Below are 21,570 nucleotides of genomic sequence, written 5' to 3' on the forward strand. Positions count from 1 at the left end.
CTATTTTTGTTTTGAATTGTTTCAATTTTGAAAATTCAATATTTATAATTCTCCTTTGAACTTAATCAGTTCGTTTTTGATGCTTTCTAGTTTAGAGATGATGTCAAACTTGTCTAGCGTTTTCTTTTGATTTTCCTTTAAATGCGTTTTTGCTCCCTCTAAAGTAAAGCCTCTTTCTTTTACCAAATGATAAATCAAATGAAGATTTTTGATGTCTTCTGGAGTGAATTTACGGTTGCCTTTGGCATTTTTTTTGGGTTTTAAAACGTCAAACTCCTTGTCCCAAAAACGAATTAATGAAGCATTAACATCAAACGCTTTGGCAACTTCCCCAATACTGTAATATAATTTTCCTTCTGGTAAATCTATGTGCATATTTTTTTAAATTCCAAATTAATAAATTCCAAATTCCAACGATTTCATTCTAAAATCATTAATCCTTAATCAACAATCGTTAATCTAATGATTGATTCTCCTGGTTAGCTATTTTTGATATGTTAATATATTCTTCAGCCGAAATACTTCCATAATAAAAGTTAAGCGGATTTACTTTTTTACCATCTTTTATCACTTCATAATGCAAATGTGGTGCTTCACTTCGGCCAGTACTTCCAACATAACCAATTACATCACCGCGTTTAACTTTTTGTCCAGCTCTCACTTTATATTTACTCAAATGGGCATAAAGCGTTACATATCCAAAACCATGATTAATTTCAATATGATTTCCGTAACCTGATAAGGAATTATCTGCTTTTAAAACAGTTCCATCACCGGTTGCGTAAATTGGGGTTCCATTGGGTGCTGTAAAATCCATTCCGTAATGAAATTTACGTGCTTTTGTAAACGGGTCACTTCTATATCCAAAACCAGAAGCCATTCTTTTTAATTGCTCATTTTTAACAGGTTGTATGGCTGGAATTGAAGCTAATAATTTTTCCTTTCCTTTAGCTAAACCGATTATTTCATCTAATGATTTGGATTGAATTACAAGTTCTTTCGTTAATATATCAACTCTTTTTGTGGTGTTTATTACTAAGTCAGAATTATTGTATCCTTGCAATTCTTTGTATCTGTTTACTCCACCAAAACCTTCTTTTCTTTGCTCTAATGAAATGGGTTCACTGTTAAAATAAACACGGTAAATATTATTATCTCTATCTTCAATTGCAGAGAGAACTTCATCAACTTGGTCGATTTTTTTGTTTAATATTTTATAATTAATTTTCAAGTTTTCAATTTCTCTTGCCTGAAATTTATCTTTTGGAGTTTCTAAAAACTTACTGTTTAATAAAAGTAAAAAACCCAAAAAACCAAACAATGCTGAAGATAAAAGAAATAACAAAAAGTAACCAATTTTTCTCCCTTTTCTAGGGGTAATCTTTTTGTAAGATAAATTTTCTGGATCGTAATAATATTTTACCTTCGACATTATATAAAATATAGTATTTTTGTGTCCAATTAAAATGTTAGACAGTAGTTATACGAACAAATTTAAGAAATGTTTCATTCAAATCTATTTTTTGAAGTAAAACTTTTATGAAATTTTAATTTATAATGCTGTTTATCTATAATAGTTTAAATCAAAATTAAAAATGAAATCACAAGACATAAGAAAGCAATTTTTACAATTTTTTGAATCCAAAGGGCATTTAATTGTTCCATCTGCACCTATTGTGCTTAAAGATGATCCAACATTAATGTTCAACAATTCAGGAATGGCTCAATTTAAAGAATATTTTTTAGGTAATGCAACTCCAAAAAGTAACCGAATTGCTGATACTCAAAAATGTCTTCGTGTTTCAGGTAAACATAATGATTTAGAAGATGTAGGTTTTGATACGTATCATCACACGATGTTTGAAATGCTTGGAAATTGGTCTTTTGGAGATTATTTCAAAAAAGAAGCAATTAACTGGTCATGGGAATTTTTAACAGAAGTTTTAAAGTTAGATAAAGACCGAATTTATGTTTCTGTTTTTGAGGGTAATCCATCAGAAAATGTACCTTTTGATCAAGAAGCCTTCGATTTATGGAAACAATATGTAAATGAAGACCGAATCATTAAAGGAAATAAGAAAGATAATTTCTGGGAAATGGGTGATCAAGGTCCTTGTGGTCCTTGTTCTGAAATTCATATCGATTTGCGTTCTGACAAAGAAAGAGCAGCTGTTTCAGGTTTTAGTTTGGTAAACGCAGATCATCCGCAAGTAGTGGAAATTTGGAACAACGTATTCATGGAATTCAACCGAAAAGCAGATGGTTCTTTAGAAAAATTACCAGCTCAACACGTTGATACTGGGATGGGATTTGAGCGTTTGTGTATGGCAATGCAAAACGTGACTTCAAATTACGATACCGATGTTTTTACACCACTTATTGAAAAAGTAGAACAAATTACAGGTTTAAAATACACCTCAAACGAAGTTAAAAATATATCAGAAGAACAAAACAAGACTAATATTGCGATTCGTGTAATTGTCGATCACGTTCGTGCTGTGGCTTTTGCAATTGCAGACGGACAATTACCTTCAAACACAGGTGCAGGTTATGTAATTCGTAGAATTTTGCGTAGAGCCATTCGTTACGGATTTACATTTTTAAATACAAAAGAGCCTTTTATCTATCAATTAGTTGAGGTTTTAGCGAATCAAATGGGAGAATTTTTCCCAGAAATTAAAACACAACAATCTTTAGTAACTAATGTAATTCGTGAAGAAGAAGCTTCTTTTTTGAGAACTTTAGATCAAGGTTTACAATTGTTAGATAATGTAATAGCTAATGCAAAAGGAAAACAAGTTGATGGAGCAAAAGCATTTGAATTATACGATACTTTCGGATTTCCAATTGATTTAACGGCTTTAATTTTAAGAGAAAGAGGTTATGAATTAGATGAAGCTGGTTTTGAAAAAGCCATGCAAGAACAAAAAAATCGTTCGCGTGCTGCTTCAGAAGTATCAACAGATGATTGGAAAATTTTAGTGGAAGGAAATAAGGAAACATTTGTAGGTTATGACCAAACCGAAAATGAAGTTAAAATAACACGAATCAGAAAGATTGATTCTAAAAAAGATGGTGTTTTATATCAAATCGTTTTAGATGCAACTCCTTTTTATCCAGAAGGTGGAGGACAAGTGGGTGATAAAGGAACTTTGGTTTCAGCAAATGAAACTATTGAAATTATTGACACTAAGAAAGAGAATAATTTAATATTACATATCACAAAAAGATTACCTGAAAATATTGAAGCTAATTTTATAGCAAAAGTAAATACAGATTTAAGAACAGCCTCTTCTAAAAATCACTCAGCTACACATTTGATGCATTTGGCTTTGAGAACTATTTTAGGAACTCATGTAGAACAAAAAGGTTCATTGGTTAACCCCAATTATTTGCGTTTTGACTTTTCTCATTTTTCAAAAGTAACTGATGAAGAAATTAAGCAAGTGGAAGATTTTGTAAACCAAAGAATTCAAGAACAATTGCCATTAATCGAAAGAAGAAGTATTCCAATCCAGCAAGCATTAGATGAAGGTGCAATGGCTTTATTTGGAGAAAAATATGGTGATAATGTTAGAGCGATAAAATTTGGAGATTCCATGGAACTTTGTGGAGGAATTCACGTGCAAAACACTGCAAACATTTGGTCTTTCAAAATTATTTCTGAAGGTGCAGTTGCTGCTGGAATTAGAAGAATTGAAGCGATAACAGGTGATGCTGTGAAAGATTATTTTGCAAATCAAGAAAATACGTTGGCTGAAATAAAAGAAACCTTAAAAAATCCCCAAGATACAATCAAAGCAGTGATTTCATTACAAGATGAAAATGCTAAGTTGAAGAAACAAGTAGAGCAATTACTAAAAGAAAAAGCTAAAGGTTTAAAAGGAGATTTAGCAGCTCAAATTCAAGAAGTAAATGGAGTTAAATTCTTAGCGACCCAAGTAGATTTAGATGCTAATGGAGCAAAAGATTTGGCTTACGAATTAGGAAATAATGAAACGAATTTATTTTTAGTTTTAGCTACTGCAACGGATGATAAACCAATGTTAACCTGCTACATTTCAAAAGAATTAGTGGAAGCAAAAGGATTAAATGCAGGACAAGTTGTTCGTGAATTAGGAAAATACATACAAGGTGGTGGTGGAGGACAACCATTCTTTGCAACTGCTGGTGGAAAAAATGCAAACGGAATTAAAGAAGCTTTGGAAAAAGCGGTTGATTTTATTAAATAATTTAAAAATGAAAAAGGTATTTATTTTTTTAGCAATTTTAATCTTAAGTTGTAATTCAGATGATAATTCTATGGCGTCAGAATTACAAATAAACAAACAAAATTTACTTGGAAAATGGTATAATAAAGGCAGCATTACCAATGGAGGTAGTTTTGTAAACTACAATCACAATTGTACAACATCAAAAGATTTTCAAGAATTTTTGGTTAACGATGTAATAAACTATAAAGGTTTTAATTCATCATGCGACAACAATTTAATTTATACTAATTTATGGTATTTAAGCGATAACCAACTTACTATAGATAACTTTGATCCTGCTTTTCAAACTCAATTTTACACTGTATTAAAAATCACTAATGATGAATTAAAATTGAAACAAATTGTAAATACTAGTAATGGAGTTGAAAATAGAGAAATTTATTTCACAAGAAATTAAAACAAATTCAAATCCCATAACTTAAAAAGACTTAGATTGTTTATATAAAAGTCAATTTAAATAACAGCTATGCAATTCACCACAAAAATTCCAATACAAAAATTTCAAAACCCAATTACATATGAAAGTAAGATAATGGCTTTTGGTTCTTGTTTTGCGGAAAACATGAGTGAAAAGTTGGACTATTTTAAATTCCAAAATACAACAAATCCGTTCGGAATTATCTTCAATCCAGTTTCTATTGAAAAATTAGTAAATCGAATTGTAAATAAAATTGAATTCACAGAAAATGATATCTTTTTTCACAACGATTTATGGCATTGCTACGAAGTACATTCCGAATTATCTAATCCAAATAAAGAAGAATTCATTAATAAGTTAAATATAGTAATTAATAAAAATCATTTTCAAATTTCCAAATTAACTCATTTTCAAATTACATACGGAACTTCATGGATATACAGAAATAATGAATCCAACCAGATTGTAGCCAATTGTCATAAAGTACCACAAAAGCAATTCTCAAAAGAGATTCTTTCCATTGAAACTATTGAAAAATCTATTCAAAATACAATTCAATTAATCCAAAAAGTGAATCCAAATTGTAATTTCATTTTCACAATTTCACCAGTTCGACATATAAAAGATGGTTTTATAGAAAATTCATTAAGTAAATCACATTTAATTACTGCATTGCAAAAATCCATCAACCAACAACCAGCAACCATCAACTACTTCCCAAGCTTCGAAATCATGATGGATGAACTTCGCGATTATCGTTTTTATGGGGAAGATATGTTGCATCCCAATCAAACAGCCATTTATTATATTTGGGAACGATTTTCAGAAAATTTCATTTCAGTTGAAAGTCAAAAAGTAATGGAAGAAGTCGATAGTATTCAAAAGTCACTTCTGCATAGATCTTTCAATCCCAATTCTGAAAGTCATAAAAAGTTTTTAGATAAGCTGAAAACAAAGATACAAATGCTTCAAAGTCAGTTTCCTTTTATGCAATTTTAGTAAAATAGGGCAATTGCCTTATTTCTTTGTTTTTCAAATTTATGGAGTTTTGTAGTGTCAACATAAAACTTCAAAATCATGAAAAAAAATTTTAAATTTTTAGGAATATTTCTTTTCTTATTTTCATTTTTACAGGCTCAGGAATTGGGTGAATTAAAACCCAAAGACGATACGTTTGGATTGGGAAAGCTGAAATCAAAGCCAAAAAGAATTTATATTTCCAATTTTTCAATTAATTATCAGTTATTTAACGAAAAAGAAAAAACCAAAAAAGGTGGTGCTTTATTTCGTGACAAAGGTGTTCGTGGTGACGTAACTGCAGAATTAATGGTTGGATTAGGAAATCTCACAGAGAATGATTTTCAAAAAATTACAGACAGTTTATATGTGGTTTTTGTTACTCAACTTAAAGAAAAAGGCTTCGAAATTATTTCGGCTGATGTTGCGGGCAAAACGGATACATACAAAGATTGGACAAAAGCTTCTGGTCCAAAAGTTGAAGTTTCGGCAATGCCTGGAATGATAACAGCTTATCCAAAAGATTATACGTTTTATTATGAAGAAAAAACAAAAGTTGGAAAGTTTTTTGGGGATAAATTTGCTGCTTTAGATAAAACACCTCAAAATTTATCCAAAGAAATGGATGATGCTATCGTTGTTGATGTGGATTTATATGTTTTTTTTATGAAAGATTTGTATGCTTTTCAGGGAAATGCGGCTAACATTAAAATTAAAACCCAATTAAGTTTAGTATCTAATGAAACGGTTTCTGCAAAAAGTGACGATAATAGTTTACTTTTCAGAAAAAAAGTCGATTATGCTACTGGAATCAACAGCATCCAATTTGTTTGTGGGAAATATGCTATTGGTGGAAGCGCAGAATCGGTTTACACAGGAACATTGAAAAAAGATTTAACCATTGACAATGTAATTGATGAAAAAGTAATTCAAAGCTTTGCAAAAGGAGAAGTAGATTTTGTAGGTAATGACACTTATTTTGGTAAATATTATAGTGCAGAAAATAAAACTTCGGCAAAAACAACCATTATTGAAGTGGATACTGAAAAGTACAAAGAAGGTGTTTTTAAAGCAGGAGAAGCTTTTATCGAACATCACTTAAATGAATTTGATAAGGAGTTTAATTAGGTTTTGGTTTTGATTAAAAATAGGGCAATTGCCCTATTTTTTTTGGTTACATTTTTTTTGACATTCGTGAATTATTAACACAGTAATGAAAAAAATAGTTCAAATTCTATTTTCGTTTATTTTGCTTCTGTTTTTATGTTCCAATGTTTCTCAACCTGGAATTTACAACAGTGGTGGAATGGCTTTTTCCATGCTTTTTTCCGAAGATTCTTTGGCTTATAAGAAAGTTCAAATGAAAGAAGAGAAAATTTATATTCAACTTTATAAAGGTTTTGCAGTAGTAAAAGGAATTTATAAAATGGTAAATACTACTAATGAAAAGTTAAGTTTTAAAATGGGTTATCCTATTAACGGAATTTTCAATGGTGGTGAAGTTGATATCAATCAAGTGAAATTGGATTCGATTTACAAATTTAATGTCAAGTCGAATTATAAAGAATTGCCAATTGATAAAAGTATTCAAGACGAATCGGAAAATGTAATGACTTTTAACAATCAAAATTGGTTGACTTGGCAAATGAATTTTGCTCCAAAGGAAGTTAATTTTGTTGAGGTTTATTTTATTGTCAATACCAACAAGGCTCAAGTTGCTAAAGGATATAATCGAAAAGACATAAATACGTTTATTTATCTTTTAGAATCTGGAAGTGTTTGGAAACAACCTATTGAAAGTGGAAATTTTATTGTAGAGTTAAAAGATAATTTAAAATTAGAAGATTTGGATGGAATTTCAGATCATTTTAATTTAAAAAAATATTCTAAAAAAAACATCCTTTTTGGAATAAAAACCAACTTTTCTCCAACTCCAAAAGACAATCTAATCATTACTTATTTTAATACATTAAAAGAGTTTGATTTTGAAAAAATTTTAAATAATGACATGCAATTGTATGCAGCAATTGATCAACTTTCAGAGCAAGAAATTCCAAATGATTTAATTGACTATGAAGTTAAAAATCCCTACGAAGTAAAGGCAACTGCTTTGGGATATTTGCCAATGATTTTGACGTTTATCGTAATTTATGGACCCATATTCTTAATTGGAATTTTATTGTTTTTATTAATTCGATTTGTGTATAAAAAATTACTTACTAAAAATAAAACTTAATTTATGAAAAAAATAGTTTTAGTCATTTCGATTGCTCTTTTTTCATTAGGATTTGCACAAAAGAAATGGTCACATTTTGATAGTTTAAAGTTGAAATTGGAACAATTATCCATAAAGGATAAAATAAAAACCATAAATAAAATTCCAAATGCGGCTTACGTGGCTGAAGTTGAAAAAGCAGAACAATTATTTAAACTAGCTGAAAATTTGGCGATTAAATCCAATGACAGCGTAGCATTGGGTGAAATTGTTTTCAAATTGGGACAATTAAAAACGTATCAAAATAAAATGGATGAAAGTATAGCACTATCCTTGAGAGCTATTAAAATTCTAGAAAATAAAAATGAAATTGCAAAAGTAGGAATGGCTTATGGTGGTTTAGGTTATAATTTAAAGAGAAATAATTTGGAGCGAAGTCTAAAATACATGCGAAAAGGAATAGCATTATTAGAAAAAGCAAATGATTTAAAAAACATTCACCCAGTATATGATAATTATGGAGTTGTACTTACCATGGTTCAAAAAAACGATAGTGCATTGTTTTTTCAAAAGAAGTCTTTATCGATAAAAAAGACATTAAAAGATAGTGTTGGTTTAGGTTATGGATATGCAAATATTGCCAATACGTTTGCCGAAAAAAAGAATTTTAAATTGGCTAAGATATATGTAGATAGTTCTTCAATAATTCGGAACAAAATAGCGGATAATTACGGAATTACAGTTAATTATGTTCAGAAAGCAGAAATATTAGTTTTAGAAAATAAATTCAAAGAAGCTATTGAGAATTTTAAAATTTGTGCAGTCTTATCTCGAAAATATAAATACAAACATTTGGAACAATATTGCTATGAAAATTTAGCAAAATCGTACTTAGAATTTAAGGATTATAAGAATGCTTATTTGTACAAAGAGCAATTTCAAACTATTAAAGATAGCAGCAATAATGTGCAAACCAATAACAAAATTGAAGAACTTCAAATTCAATTTGAAACCGAAAAAAAAGAAAAACTTTTGGTGGAAGCGAACTCCAATTTGTTAGCCAAAGAAGCTAAAATAAAACGAAAGAATTTATTGCTATATTCAGCTTTAGGTTTAGCTTTTTTATTGGGTTTAATTGGTTATTTGGTTTACAAACAGCAATCTACCAAGCAAAAGCAATTGGTTAAAGAAAATGAACTCAAACAAGCATTAATCAAAATTGAAAATCAAAACAATCTTCAAGAACAACGTTTGGCAATTTCAAAAGATTTGCATGATAATATTGGATCACAATTAACTTTTATCATTTCGTCTTTAGATAATTTAAAATATTTTGAATTTACAAAAGATAAATTATACACTAAATTTGATTCCATAGGCACTTTTACTAGAACAACAATTACTGATTTGCGTGATACGATTTGGGCAATGAATAAAGAAGAAATTACTTTTGAAGATTTAAAAACACGAACTACCAATTTTATTGAATCAGCAAAAGCTTCCTTATTAGGCATTCATTTTGATTTCAATTATCCAACAAATCAAAAGGAAATTGTTTTAAACTCTAAACAAGGAATTGAAATTTACAGAATCATTCAAGAAGCTGTAAACAATGCAGTTAAACATGCCAAGGCTTCCAAAATAACTGTTGATTTTAAAAACGAAAACAATCAAGTTATAATAGCCATTTCAGATAACGGAATTGGTTTTGATAAGGAAACTATCGAAAATGGAAATGGACTAAATTCCATGCAAAAAAGAGCCAGCACGATTGATGCTACTTTAGATTTGATTTCATCTGAGAAAGGAACAACAATTCGTCTAAACTTTAAACCCTAAAAAATACGACAATTGCCTTATGTTGATCTTTATTTTTTAATTTAATATTTGTAAACAACTAAAAAAATTAACAAATGTTGGTGAAGCAAAACAATTTAGTTAATTATTTGTCCCTTTTTTTAATGACAATTATTACGGTTTTTTCAATAATTAATAAACAAACAACAGTTTTCTATATTTTATATTTGTTTTGGTTTGACGAATTGATTAGAACTGTTTTTGACAGATTAAAATGCTATTTCAGAAAAAATCAAATTGAAGATTTGTAAGTTTTTTTGTCTGATAACAACAATAGATTTTTTATGCTTTCTGTGTATTTGGTCTTTATTCTTGTTTTTTTTGGTTTAATGATGGATTGGAGGCATTATGAAATAATAGGAAATAATTTCAAAGTCTTCTTCTTTCAAAATTCACTTTTTAACTCAAGTTTGATTACCTTTTTATTTCGCGAATATTATTTATTCAAAAACAATAAGGCTCAATTAGAATCAAAAACCTTACTTTCAAACGGAATAATTATTCTACATTTATCATTAATTTTCGGAATCCTGTTTTGGTTTATTTCCAGCAAGAAATTTCTTCTCTTTCAAGAATATGCAACCTTAATTTCAATTATACCTTTTTTACTTTTAAAAATCGTTTTCGAAATAAAATCTGAAAATCAACTTGTTTAATCTTCAATATAAGGCAATTGCCCTATTTTTTAACATTTTAAAAACAACCAAATTTGTTTCATAATTATAAAATGTATAAAAATGAAAAAAGTAATTGTTATTGTTCTGTTTCTGTTAGGCTATAATTTTTCAAGTGCACAAAGCGAATGTATTAGAGGCAACTGTAAAGATAATTTTAGTTTTCAAAATTTTGAAAGAAGCTATCAAGTAGGTTTTTATAAGGATGGAAAATTAGAAGGATTTGGTGTTCAGGTTGATAGTACAAGTGAGTATTTTGGAAACTTCATCAAAGGCAAAAAAGAAGGTTTGTTTTATTATGTTAAAAATAAAGAAGCAATTTACGGAAGTTTTAAAAATGATCTTCCAATTGGTTTGCATGTAGCACGAATAGCATCAGGTTATGATTACAGAAATTATAATGACCAAGGAGAAATGGTTAGTAAATCGCCACCAGTTGTAAATGAGGTTACTGTAGGTTGTATTCAAGGCGATTGTATGAATGGATATGGAGTTGTAAATCAAGACGATAATTTTTTTGCAGGTAATTACATTGATGGAAAACTTCAAGGAAACTCGATGCTTTATAGAACTGAAGAAAAAAGAATCATTTATTGCGAAATGAAAGCTGGAGTTTTTAACGGAACTTGTATTGTTTATGATTTTGATGGTACAATAAATTTGTACAACATGGCTCCAACAAGAGAAGGACAATCTTTTTGCAGAACAAAAGACTCAAAATATAAAGGATTTCTTTACAAAAACAATGAAATCATTGAAAAATATTAACTAATTATTTAAATATAAGGCATTTGCCCTATTTTTTTACTTTTTAATTTTCTACAAATTTGCATTAAACTTTAACATATTTATCATGAAAACAAAACTTATACTTATTGCATTTCTCTTTTTAAGTGCAACTTCCCAGGCACAATTATTAGATGAAATTAATTTAAAAGATTATGGAATCTTAACTAATGATGTTGTTAAAATTACAGAAAAATCTTTTAATTATGCTAAAAATACTAATTCTTACAAAGAGCCAGAAAATAAAATATATGATTTCGATTCACAAGGTTTTATTTTGTCGGCATCTTTATATGATAAAGTTGAATATGGCAAAACGTTTATCTATAATCAAAAACATGATAAAGTAACCAAGTTATATGGTAATGGCAAAAAATTCGATTTTGATATCATAAAAGTTCCTTATGGAAATGTACTAATCGGAGCTGATAAATATGAAGTTCTAAAAAATTCGGACGGTTCAATAATGAAAATTGATTATTCGGGAGATACTTCTAAATTAAGTTATAATTTCAGTTATAACGGAAACATCATTACGGTAAATCCTTCCAATGACGGATTAAACACCACAAGAGCTACAAAAGATGGCTTACTATTATCTGAAGAAAATAAGTACATGAATTTATTTTATTCCTATGATTCTAAATCAAAATTATTATCTCAAAAAGTTTCTATAATTAAAACAAACACAAATACAAGTGTTCATTATATCAATGTTTACGCATATGATAAAAAAGGAAATTGGATAGTAAAATATGAATTATCTGCCGTACCATTATACGGAATTAGTGGAAACAATATTACTGCAATTACTGTAAGAGAATTAACTTATAAGGATAAAACTAAAACAGGTCAATTAGTAATTAATGATCTTATGAAAGCAAATGCAACATCATTTATCGCCAATATGAAGGTCAAAGATTTGGATAAAAGTAATTTATATGCTACACCAATTTATATAGATTATGATGCCAACGAGCTTTTAAAACTTAATGCCACGAACATGCCATTAGATGCAAATTGTGTTGGCGATTGCCAAAACGGTTGGGGAAAATACTCCTACAATAATGGATATTATGATGGTTTTTGGGAAAACGGACAAAAATCGGGTTATGGAATTTATAAATGGAACAACGGTGATTTGTATTTAGGACATTGGTATAAAGATAAAATGAGTGGTTTTGGACAAACCATTTTTGAAAATGGTAATGAATATGCTGGTGGTTATTTAAATGGAAAATATGACGGATATGCTATTTTTTACAGCAAAACAACTGATAAAAATCAATATAATAAATATAAAGACGGAAAATTTGAAGTTTCAAATGCTATGAATAATAATGGTGTTTCTGTTGGCTGTACGCACGGTGATTGTAACAATGGATTTGGAAGATATGCCTTTGAAAGCGGTGGCGTTTTTATTGGTCAATTTGTAAATAAGGGCTTGTATATGGGAGTTTATTATTTTAAAAATGGCGACGTTTATCAAGGAACTTTTGATTTTAAAACCAATAAATTTAGTGGTTATGGACATTATCAATACAAAGAATCTGGAGAATTCTATAAAGGAATTTGGGCCAATGGAAAGCAAAACGGTAGAGGATTGTCTTACTCACAAGGAAACTATTATAAAGATGAGTGGAAGGATGATAAAGTTGTAAAATCATTTTAAAATTAAATTAAAATAGACATTAAAAATAATAATAAGCTATGAAAACTAAGTTAACAACTCTACTATTATTAGTTTTTGTATTCACATCAAATGCACAATTTAAAGCTAATTTACAGTTAAAAGATTTTGATATCAATACTAACGATGTAGTAGCTTTTAAAAAGATTTATGTTACATACGTAAAAGATTTTGGTAACGAATTTGAGGACAGTTATACCTTTAATTCAGATGGATATTTGACTTCGGATAAATACTATTCTAAAATAAGCTATCAAAATTCGTATCAAAAAGTTACTAAAACTTCAAGAAAAGAAAATAAAGAATATACCTACTTTATATTAAAAACACCTATTGCCACATATTTGGCAGATACCAAGCAAGTAAAAACTAATTCAAAAGGTGTAATTACCGATATTTTTTTCAAATCAAATGATGGTAAATATGATTCTAATTTAGAGTTTACTTATGATGATAATTTGATCATGACAAAACCAGATTTGGATTATTTGAGCACAAACATCTATACAGAAAAAGGATTGTTGATAAAAGAGTTTAATGCATCAATGGGAAACTATTACAACGCTTATGATGCTAAAACCAACTTACAATCAATTAGGGTTTTCAATTTGTATAATGATTCATCTACAGATTTATACAATGTTTATTTTTACGAATTTGATTCTTTTGGCAATTGGATTGTAAAATATGATTACGAATCTTTTCCAACTTACGGCAATAAATTAGATAATTTAAAACGTATTGAAGTTAGACAACTTACGTATAAAAATGGAACAAAAACAGGGTATGCTTCTGTAAATCAAGACATAAAAAATAAAGGTTTGGCAAAAATAAAAACCTTAAATGTTCAAAAAATCGATAAGTCAAACTTTCCAATATATTATGAGCAAAAAGAACAAATTCTTGCAAATACTTCAATGATTTTAAATGACTCAAAATGCGAAGGTGATTGCCAAAACGGTTGGGGGAAATACACATACAACAACGGTTATTATGACGGTTTTTGGGAAAACGGTCTTAAACAAGGTTATGGTGTTTACGGTTGGACTAATGGCGATAAATATTTTGGATATTGGTATAAGGATAAAATGAGTGATTTTGGACAAACTCAATTTATAAATGGAAATGAATATGTAGGAAGTTATTTAGAAGGAAAATATCACGGTAATGCTTTATTTTATGAAAAAGATAAAAATGCCAACCAATACAATAAGTATGAAAACGGAAAATTTTTGGCTACCAATTCTATGGCTAAAACAGGACTAACCAAAGGATGTACTCATGGTGATTGTACCAATGGTTTTGGAGTAATGAATTATGAAAATGGTGAAGTTTTTGTTGGAGAGTTTAAAAATGAAGGCTTTTTTAAAGGATTTTATTACTTTACAAATGGAGATACGTATCAAGGTATGTTCAATCATTTAACCAATAAATTTAAAGGGTATGGTTTTTATCACTACAAAGCATCTGATGATTTTTACAAAGGAATGTGGGTCGAAGGAAAACAAAACGGTAGAGGTTTATCTTACACAAACGGAAAATATTACAAAGATGAATGGAAAGATAATAAAGTCGTAAAATCGTTTTAAATTATGTTATGAACTTACCTTTTCTTCAAAATCAATCTAAAACCAATAATGTTATACTAATTAATGCAGTTTTTCTTATTGCATTACTACTTTCAGGCAAAGCCAATCCAATGGCAATCGTGTTTGCGTATGTTTTTGAAACCATTATTATTGGAATTATTCATGCTGTAAAATTATTCTACATAATAAGGTATGATAATGAACCAGGAAAGGTTGAAACAAAGTTAATTAACTTTGCTTCAATCTTTTTTTTCTTAATTCATTATGGTTTTTTTGTAGCTATTCAAAGTATTTTTCTTTATGTAGCGTTTGCTATAAATGATGATAGATTTAGTACTTCATTAAATCCCAATAATTTTTTGGTAATTTTTAAATTAGAAGGCTTTTATCTGGTTGCAATTTCTGTCATTTTGACTCATTTAGTTGAATTTTATTTTAATTTCTTAAAAAATAAAAAGTACCTAAATCAAAATTTTGGTAGTTATTTTTCAAAGCCTTATTTGCGAATTTTTATTCAACAATTCTTAGCTATAATTCCTTCTTTTTTTCTCTTTTTTACAGATCATGTCGGAATTATCGCAGCTCTATTACTAATACTTATGAGAGCATTTTTAGATATTTACATGAATCAAATCGCAAAAAATCCCCAAAAAATCAAAAAAATAGCTAAATTCTTAACCAAAGCTAAGCCAGAAGAATATGAAAAAACTGAAAAAATAGTGACTAGTTTTTTCGAATAATAAACGTCGTATTAAAACTTTTATTACTTTTAAGTTCAAAACAAGTACTAGATGAAAAAAATAATTGTTTTATTTCTATTTACTTTTCAATTTATAAACGCTCAAAATCATAAAATTGACAGTTTAAATCAGGTCATAAAAACTACAAAAAATGATTCTGTAAAAGTTGATGCCTACAACAAATTGGCATGGAAATATATTTTTAATGATAAAGATAAAGCACTAGAAATTTTAAATGTTACAGAACAATTGGCCTTAAAAACCAATCAAAAATATGGCTATAATACCTTTTTAAATAACAAAGGAATTTTCTTTGATGTCAACGGATTTTCTGATTCTGCCAAAATCTATTTTGAAAAAGCGGTTGCTTTTAGTAAAAAAAATAAATTTTCTGTTCAAGAGCAAAACGGTTACAACAATTTAGGAATGTACGCTTGGAATAAAGGTAAATTTGAAGAAGCCTTATAATCTTTTTTCAAAGCCTTAAAACTTGCCGAAGAAAATGTAAATACCAATCCATCCATCTTAATCGATGCTCCATTAAATAATATTGGGTTAATTTATCAAGACATGGAAATGTATGAAAAAGCCATTCCGTATCATCAAAAAGCATTACAGATTCGTTCTCAAAGAAATTACAGTCAAGGTGAAGCTTCTTCTTATAATAATTTAGGAATTTGTTACAAAGAATCAAATAAAATTAAAGAAGCTATAATTTCATTTGAAAAAGGCATTCAAAAAGCCAATGCAGCACAAGACAAAATCTTGTATTATAATAATTTACAAGGTTTAGCCCAAATTTATGCCATAGAAAATAATCTTGATAAAGCTTTAAATTTATTTTTAGAATCATACAATCGTCCATTTGAAGTTCCTTTCAATTCCTCTTCAAAGGTAAAAGTCACAAGCGAAATTGCTGAAATATATTTTAAAGTAAATCAAACTCAAAAAGCCATTGATTTTGGAGAAATTTGTGTTGCCGAAATCAATAATAATACTGAAAATACGGAAAATGAAGTATATGAAGTCAATGTTTACAAAACTTTAGCAAAAGCTTATTTTAAAATTGGAAACACTGAAAAAGGTAGTTTTTATAATGATTTATTTTACGAAAAAACGACACAAAAATTCAAAGTATCTAGTGCTAAAGCCTTGCAAGAATTAGAAACCAAATACGAATTAGAAAAAAAAGAATTAGAATTAGTTAAATCAAAAAACGAGAATTTACTCAAAGAAGCTAAAATTAAACGCAAAAACTATCTCATTTATGGTGCTTTTGGATTGGCTTTTTTATTAGGATTAATTGGTTTCTTATTCTTCAAACAACAAAGATTAAAAAACGTTCAATTAGTCAAAGAAAACGAATTACGACAAGCTCTAACAAAAATTGAAACTCAAAATAGTTTGCAAGAACAACGTTTAGAAATTTCAAGAGAATTGCATGATAATATTGGTTCGCAATTGACCTTTATAATTTCCTCTATAGACAATTTGAAGTTTTTTGATTTGTCTAAAGAAGATTTCAATAAAAAATACGATACAATAAGTGGTTTTACCAGAAAAACCATTACTGAACTTCGCGATTCCATCTGGGCAATGAACAAAGAAGAAATCACTTTTGAAGATTTGAAAGCACGAACCGCTAATTTTATTGAAAATGCAAAAATTTCTCTTCAAGGCATACAATTTGAATTCGATTACCCTAAGGAACACGAAACAGTTTTATTAGATTCTAAAACCGGAATTACGATTTATAGAATCATTCAAGAAACTATAAATAATGCCATTAAACATGCAAATGCTTCTAAAATAAAAGTAGCAATCGAAGTGTTAAACAACCAAATTATGATTACAATTTCCGATAACGGAAAAGGATTCAGTATTCAAAAAATTGAAAAAGGAAATGGTTTAAAATCAATTGAAAAAAGAGCTAAAGAAATCAATGCATCTGTTGATTTTACAACCCAAAATGGAACACAAGTATCATTTGTTATTCCAAAAATATAAGGCAATTGCCCTATTTTTTAGAGTTGTTTTTGGATCTACTTTTGTAGGTGTTCATAAATTAATTTAGAAATGGTAATTTTAGTCGTTTTTCTTTTTTTAAGTATTGCAATATTTCTTTTACATTTAAATATTCAAAGGAAAAGTTGGATGTTACACAATGCTATTTCAGTATCATTACAACTGCAACTTAATGCAGAATTTTCAAAAAACGAATCTTTAAAAAATAACAGAATTTTAAATGCTGATGATAAAACGGTTTACAAACTAAACGTCTTGAAACAACAAGTCCAATTGTTAGAAATTATTTCAAACCAAACTAATTAAAACATGAAAATAGCCATCATAGACGACAATAGTTTTTTAATTTCTTCCATTAAGGAAAAACTATCTTTTTTTGAAGAAGTTTCTATAAAATTTACAGCAAATGATGGGTTAGATTTGTTAAAAAATTTAGAGCTAAATCACAATATTGATGTGCTTTTAATGGATATCGAAATGCCAAATCTTAACGGTATCGAAGCTACAAAATTAGTCAAACAAAAATATCCTCAAATTAAAATCATCATGTTGACGGTTTTTGATAATGATGAAAATATTTTTAATGCTATTAAAGCTGGTGCAGATGGTTATTTATTAAAAGATGTTAATCCTCATGCTTTATTTGGTGGAATTGTTGAAACTATGAATGGTGGTGCTGCTATGAATCCTTCAATTGCATTAAAAACCCTTAAATTACTCAGAAATCCTGTTGATTTTAATTCAGAAATCGAAAATGAAAAAATTGAACTTACATCAAGAGAAATTGATGTTTTAGAACAATTAGCACAAGGACTAAGTTATACCGTTATTGCTGAGAATTTATTTTTATCGCCATCAACAGTCAGAAAACATATCGAAAACATTTACAGCAAACTTCAAGTGCATTCCAAATTAGAAGCCGTACAAAAAGCCAAACGAAATAATTTGATATAGTGACTTTTCCTTATCTTCGTATCAAATTACTAAAAAATGGAAAATAACAGTTCAAATAACTTGGGTTTCTTTGGGAAATTATCTGAAATCAGAAAATGGATTTTAGTGGTGTTTGTTGCCTTTCTACTTTTTTGGATTTTTAATTACGTTATAAAATCTGATGATGCTTCAACTATTGAATATGATACCAATCTAATTCAAACTCAAATCAAAAATGTAGGTAAATTAGTGGTTACAGAAGGACATTTTGCAGAAGTTTTGACCTATAAAGATAAAAAAGAGACTTACATTCCTGGTTTGTCTTTTAATAAAAAAGCATTAGTTGTTATAAATGCTGATGTTATGGTTAGTTTTGATTTAAGTCTGATTAAATATGATATTGATGCTGAAAGGAAAATTTTAACCATAACCAATATTCCAAAAGAAGAAATAAAAATTAGTCCAGAATTCAAATATTACGACACAGAGTCTTCAACATTTAATGAATTTACAGGTGAAGATTATAATAAAATCAATATAATGGCTAGAGAAAATTTAGCTAAGAAAATTGAAAAATCTACCCTGAAATCTAATGCTAAAAACAGATTACTTTCCGAATTGTCAAAAATGTTAATCTTAACAAATTCGATGGGTTGGTCATTACAATATGAAGGTAACAAGGTTAAAACTGAAAAGGATTTAGAAATACAACTGTAAAAAAAGCTTCAATTACTTAAGCCTTTTTTATAATTTGTTTTGTAAACTGGTCCAACCACCACCATTAATACAATCAATACCGTTTTGTTTTAAAATTGAGGTTGCTTGAGCACTTCTCATTCCAGAACGACAACAGGCAATTATTGGTTTATTCCATTTTTTAATTTCAGCAATTTTACCATTCAATACTTGTAAAGCTATATTTTTTGATCCTTGAATGTGACCTTCTTTGTATTCCTCAGAAGTTCTAACATCTAAAATTATTGCTCCTTTTTGAACATATTCTTGAACATCATTTGTTTTGTTTCCAAAACCCAATAAGTCTAATAATCCCATGGCTTTACTTTTAAAATTAATCTAATTTGTTTTTTTAACTTTTTAATTTACATCAAAATTACAATTTACTTATTATACTTTTGTAACATTTGTTACCTCAATCAATTCAATTTACTATTTTTGAACTAATGAAGCCTATTGATAGAAAAACCGAAATAATAAATTGTGCTGCTAAACTTTTTAAAGAAAAAGGATATAGCGCTGTAACTATGCGAGATATTGCCCAAGCTTTAGATATAAAAGCCGCAAGTTTATACAATCATATTAAATCCAAACAAGAGATTTTAGTGCTAATTGTTTTAGAAATTGCAGAAGAGTTTACCAACAGAATTAATTTGATAGCGATTTCAGATTTGAAAACAATTGAAAAAATTGAAAAAGTTGTAGAACTTCATATAGATATTACTATTAGAAATCCTGATGCATTAGCTTGCTTAAATAACGATTGGATGCATTTAACTGATGACGAATTGACTTACTTCATCAAAATGAGAGAAAATTACGAAGAGACTTTTAGAAATTTAATTAAATCAGGCATTCAATCTAATGAAATTAAGAACTTAAATCCAGAAGTAATTATTTTTTCAATACTTTCCACTTTACGAACACTCTACTTATGGTATGGAAAGAAAAAACCATTAACAGAAGCTTCCCTTAAAAAAAACATGGCAGAAGTTCTTTTAAAAGGAATTGTAAATTAGCAAAGTTCAAAAGGTTTCAAAACATAGAGTTTTTTTTATGAAAAACTTTGTGTATAAGTATATTACTTGCAAATAAATAAAACAAAAGTTAAAAATATATAACGATTTCGTAACATTAAATATTTTTCACTAAATTTGCATAGTAAACTAACGGTTGTTAGTTAAATTTTGATAAGTACCAAATGGCAAAATTTCATAACATACAAGTCCAAGATATATATAAAGAAACAAGAGATTGTTCTGTAGTTACATTTCAAATTCCTCAAAATTTAACCGATGAATTTCAGTACAAGCCTGGACAACATTTGACTCTAAAAGCAATAATTGATGGTCAAGATGTTCGTCGTTCTTATTCTTTATGTTCAAGTCCAATAGAAAATAAATGGCAAGTTGCTATAAAAAAAATTAACGGTGGTTTGTTCTCCACTTTTGCAAATGAAAATCTGCAAAAAGGAGATTTTCTTGAAATTATGGCTCCAAGTGGTGTTTTTAATGTAGAAATTAAAAAAGAAAAAGCTAAAAATTACATTGTATTTGCAGCAGGTAGCGGAATTACACCTATACTTTCCATTGTAAAAACACATTTGGCTTCTGAACCAAACAGTACATTTAAGCTGTTTTATTTGAATAGAAGTGTAAAATCAATTATCTTTAAAGAAGAAATTGAACAATTAAAAAACAGATACTTCGGTCGTTTTGAGATTTTTCATTTCTTAACAAAAGAGCACCGTTTTTCAGAATTATTTAATGGAAGATTTACAAAAGAAAAAATACAAGTTCTTACAGAAAAAATAATAGATGTTCCTTCAGTAGATGAATGTTTTATTTGTGGACCAGAAGAAATGATTTTCTTAATTCGTGACGAATTAACTGCCGCCGGATTAGAAAAAGATAAAATTCATTACGAACTATTTACTTCTGGAATTTCCGAAGAAGATAAAAAAAGAATCCAAAAAATAGTAGAACATAAAGTCAGCGGAACCGATGTTACCATTATAGATGGAGGAAAAGAATTCCATTTCATCATGGAAGATTCTTACGACAATATTCTCGATGGAGCATTAGCAGCTGGAGCCGATTTACCATTCGCATGTAAAGGCGGAGTTTGCAGCACATGCAAATGTATGGTAGTAGAAGGAGAAGTAGAAATGAAAATAAATTATGCACTTGACGCTCACGAAGTTGCACGCGGATTGGTTTTAAGCTGTCAAGCTGTACCAACTACAGACAAAGTGGTAGTAGATTTTGGAGTATAAGATTAACGATTTAAGATTAACGAAATTTGATTGGTAAACATAAAATCTAAAATCAACAATCGTTAATCAACAATCAAATAAATCATTTAGAGCAAATGGCTCGGGCATTTTAGTGGTCCATTTTCCTGCTTTACGTTACAATCTTTTTTTATAAAAAAAGGATTTTCACTGCAATCAGGGATAGAAAGGAAACGAATTGAAAAAAAATAAAATATAAAAAAACACATCTTAATGAACCTTAAATGACTTAATGGTTCAAGAAGAAAAAAGTATTAATCGTTCAAAGTTACTGCAAAGTAAAGAATTACGGCGACTGAACACTGAACACTAATTCAAAAAAGT

The 21,570-nt window shown here is 28.5% G+C and carries 20 protein-coding genes; 17 read left to right on the top strand and 3 right to left on the bottom strand.

From position 1 onward, the window contains the following. Positions 1 to 42 precede the first annotated feature (42 nt). Positions 43 to 375, bottom strand: coding sequence for a MerR family transcriptional regulator (locus ACTF56_RS07360; protein WP_438966265.1), 333 nt, complete (start codon positions 373 to 375; stop codon positions 43 to 45). A gap of 79 nt (positions 376 to 454) precedes the next feature. After that, complete coding sequence (locus tag ACTF56_RS07365) at positions 455 to 1,432, bottom strand: M23 family metallopeptidase (protein WP_438966266.1); 978 nt, start codon at positions 1,430 to 1,432, stop codon at positions 455 to 457. Positions 1,433 to 1,595: 163 nt separating this feature from the next. On the opposite strand from ACTF56_RS07365, the gene alaS reads away from it, so the two are divergent. The 15 genes from alaS to ACTF56_RS07440 all read left to right on the top strand — a co-directional run bounded on the left by alaS (position 1,596) and on the right by ACTF56_RS07440 (position 18,935). Then, entirely contained in the window at positions 1,596 to 4,232 is a 2,637-nt protein-coding gene (gene alaS / locus ACTF56_RS07370) for an alanine--tRNA ligase (RefSeq protein WP_438966267.1), read from the top strand. A 7-nt stretch (positions 4,233 to 4,239) separates the two neighbouring features. Beyond that, positions 4,240 to 4,671 (top strand): hypothetical protein, encoded by a 432-nt coding sequence (locus ACTF56_RS07375; RefSeq protein WP_438966268.1) that lies wholly within the window; start codon positions 4,240 to 4,242, stop codon positions 4,669 to 4,671. A 69-nt stretch (positions 4,672 to 4,740) separates the two neighbouring features. Then, positions 4,741 to 5,691: a GSCFA domain-containing protein gene (locus tag ACTF56_RS07380; protein ID WP_438966269.1), complete on the top strand. Its 951-nt coding sequence runs from the start codon at positions 4,741 to 4,743 to the stop codon at positions 5,689 to 5,691. Positions 5,692 to 5,769: 78 nt separating this feature from the next. Further along, positions 5,770 to 6,837, top strand: coding sequence for a hypothetical protein (locus ACTF56_RS07385; RefSeq protein ID WP_438966270.1), 1,068 nt, complete (start codon positions 5,770 to 5,772; stop codon positions 6,835 to 6,837). An 85-nt stretch (positions 6,838 to 6,922) separates the two neighbouring features. Next, positions 6,923 to 7,945, top strand: coding sequence for a hypothetical protein (locus ACTF56_RS07390; protein ID WP_438966271.1), 1,023 nt, complete (start codon positions 6,923 to 6,925; stop codon positions 7,943 to 7,945). Between the two features lie 3 nt (positions 7,946 to 7,948). Then, positions 7,949 to 9,763 (top strand): ATP-binding protein, encoded by a 1,815-nt coding sequence (locus ACTF56_RS07395; RefSeq protein WP_438966272.1) that lies wholly within the window; start codon positions 7,949 to 7,951, stop codon positions 9,761 to 9,763. Positions 9,764 to 10,518: 755 nt separating this feature from the next. Further along, positions 10,519 to 11,223: a hypothetical protein gene (locus ACTF56_RS07400; RefSeq protein ID WP_438966273.1), complete on the top strand. Its 705-nt coding sequence runs from the start codon at positions 10,519 to 10,521 to the stop codon at positions 11,221 to 11,223. 85 nt (positions 11,224 to 11,308) lie between these two features. After that, positions 11,309 to 12,913, top strand: coding sequence for a hypothetical protein (locus tag ACTF56_RS07405; protein WP_438966274.1), 1,605 nt, complete (start codon positions 11,309 to 11,311; stop codon positions 12,911 to 12,913). A 38-nt stretch (positions 12,914 to 12,951) separates the two neighbouring features. After that, the gene (locus ACTF56_RS07410; RefSeq protein ID WP_438966275.1) at positions 12,952 to 14,520 is read left to right on the top strand and encodes a hypothetical protein; all 1,569 of its coding nucleotides are present in this window, start codon (positions 12,952 to 12,954) and stop codon (positions 14,518 to 14,520) included. An 8-nt stretch (positions 14,521 to 14,528) separates the two neighbouring features. Then, positions 14,529 to 15,260 carry a DUF6498-containing protein gene (locus tag ACTF56_RS07415; protein ID WP_438966276.1) on the top strand — a complete coding sequence of 244 codons (732 nt, stop codon included), beginning with the start codon at positions 14,529 to 14,531 and terminating at the stop codon, positions 15,258 to 15,260. A gap of 51 nt (positions 15,261 to 15,311) precedes the next feature. Beyond that, positions 15,312 to 15,728: a hypothetical protein gene (locus ACTF56_RS07420; RefSeq protein WP_438966277.1), complete on the top strand. Its 417-nt coding sequence runs from the start codon at positions 15,312 to 15,314 to the stop codon at positions 15,726 to 15,728. 81 nt (positions 15,729 to 15,809) lie between these two features. Next, positions 15,810 to 17,267, top strand: a complete 1,458-nt coding sequence (locus tag ACTF56_RS07425; protein WP_438966305.1) for a tetratricopeptide repeat-containing sensor histidine kinase — start codon at positions 15,810 to 15,812, stop codon at positions 17,265 to 17,267. A 147-nt stretch (positions 17,268 to 17,414) separates the two neighbouring features. Further along, positions 17,415 to 17,591: a hypothetical protein gene (locus tag ACTF56_RS07430; protein ID WP_438966278.1), complete on the top strand. Its 177-nt coding sequence runs from the start codon at positions 17,415 to 17,417 to the stop codon at positions 17,589 to 17,591. A gap of 3 nt (positions 17,592 to 17,594) precedes the next feature. Continuing rightward, positions 17,595 to 18,239 carry a response regulator gene (locus tag ACTF56_RS07435; protein ID WP_438966279.1) on the top strand — a complete coding sequence of 215 codons (645 nt, stop codon included), beginning with the start codon at positions 17,595 to 17,597 and terminating at the stop codon, positions 18,237 to 18,239. Between the two features lie 36 nt (positions 18,240 to 18,275). Next, positions 18,276 to 18,935: a DUF4230 domain-containing protein gene (locus tag ACTF56_RS07440; RefSeq protein WP_438966280.1), complete on the top strand. Its 660-nt coding sequence runs from the start codon at positions 18,276 to 18,278 to the stop codon at positions 18,933 to 18,935. 27 nt (positions 18,936 to 18,962) lie between these two features. Here the strand turns inward: ACTF56_RS07440 and ACTF56_RS07445 are convergent, their stop codons facing one another. Continuing rightward, positions 18,963 to 19,271: a rhodanese-like domain-containing protein gene (locus tag ACTF56_RS07445; RefSeq protein ID WP_438966281.1), complete on the bottom strand. Its 309-nt coding sequence runs from the start codon at positions 19,269 to 19,271 to the stop codon at positions 18,963 to 18,965. Between the two features lie 128 nt (positions 19,272 to 19,399). Between ACTF56_RS07445 and ACTF56_RS07450 the strand changes: the two genes are divergently transcribed. Both ACTF56_RS07450 and paaE read left to right on the top strand, forming a co-directional pair. Continuing rightward, on the top strand, positions 19,400 to 19,972 hold the full coding sequence (locus tag ACTF56_RS07450) for a TetR/AcrR family transcriptional regulator (RefSeq protein ID WP_438966282.1): 573 nt from the start codon (positions 19,400 to 19,402) through the stop codon (positions 19,970 to 19,972). Positions 19,973 to 20,154: 182 nt separating this feature from the next. Then, on the top strand, positions 20,155 to 21,228 hold the full coding sequence (paaE, locus tag ACTF56_RS07455) for a 1,2-phenylacetyl-CoA epoxidase subunit PaaE (protein WP_438966283.1): 1,074 nt from the start codon (positions 20,155 to 20,157) through the stop codon (positions 21,226 to 21,228). The last annotated feature ends 342 nt before the right edge of the window (positions 21,229 to 21,570 follow it).

The sequence above is a fragment of the Flavobacterium sp. genome (assembly GCF_965657075.1).
Taxonomy (GTDB): Bacteria; Bacteroidota; Bacteroidia; order Flavobacteriales; family Flavobacteriaceae; genus Flavobacterium.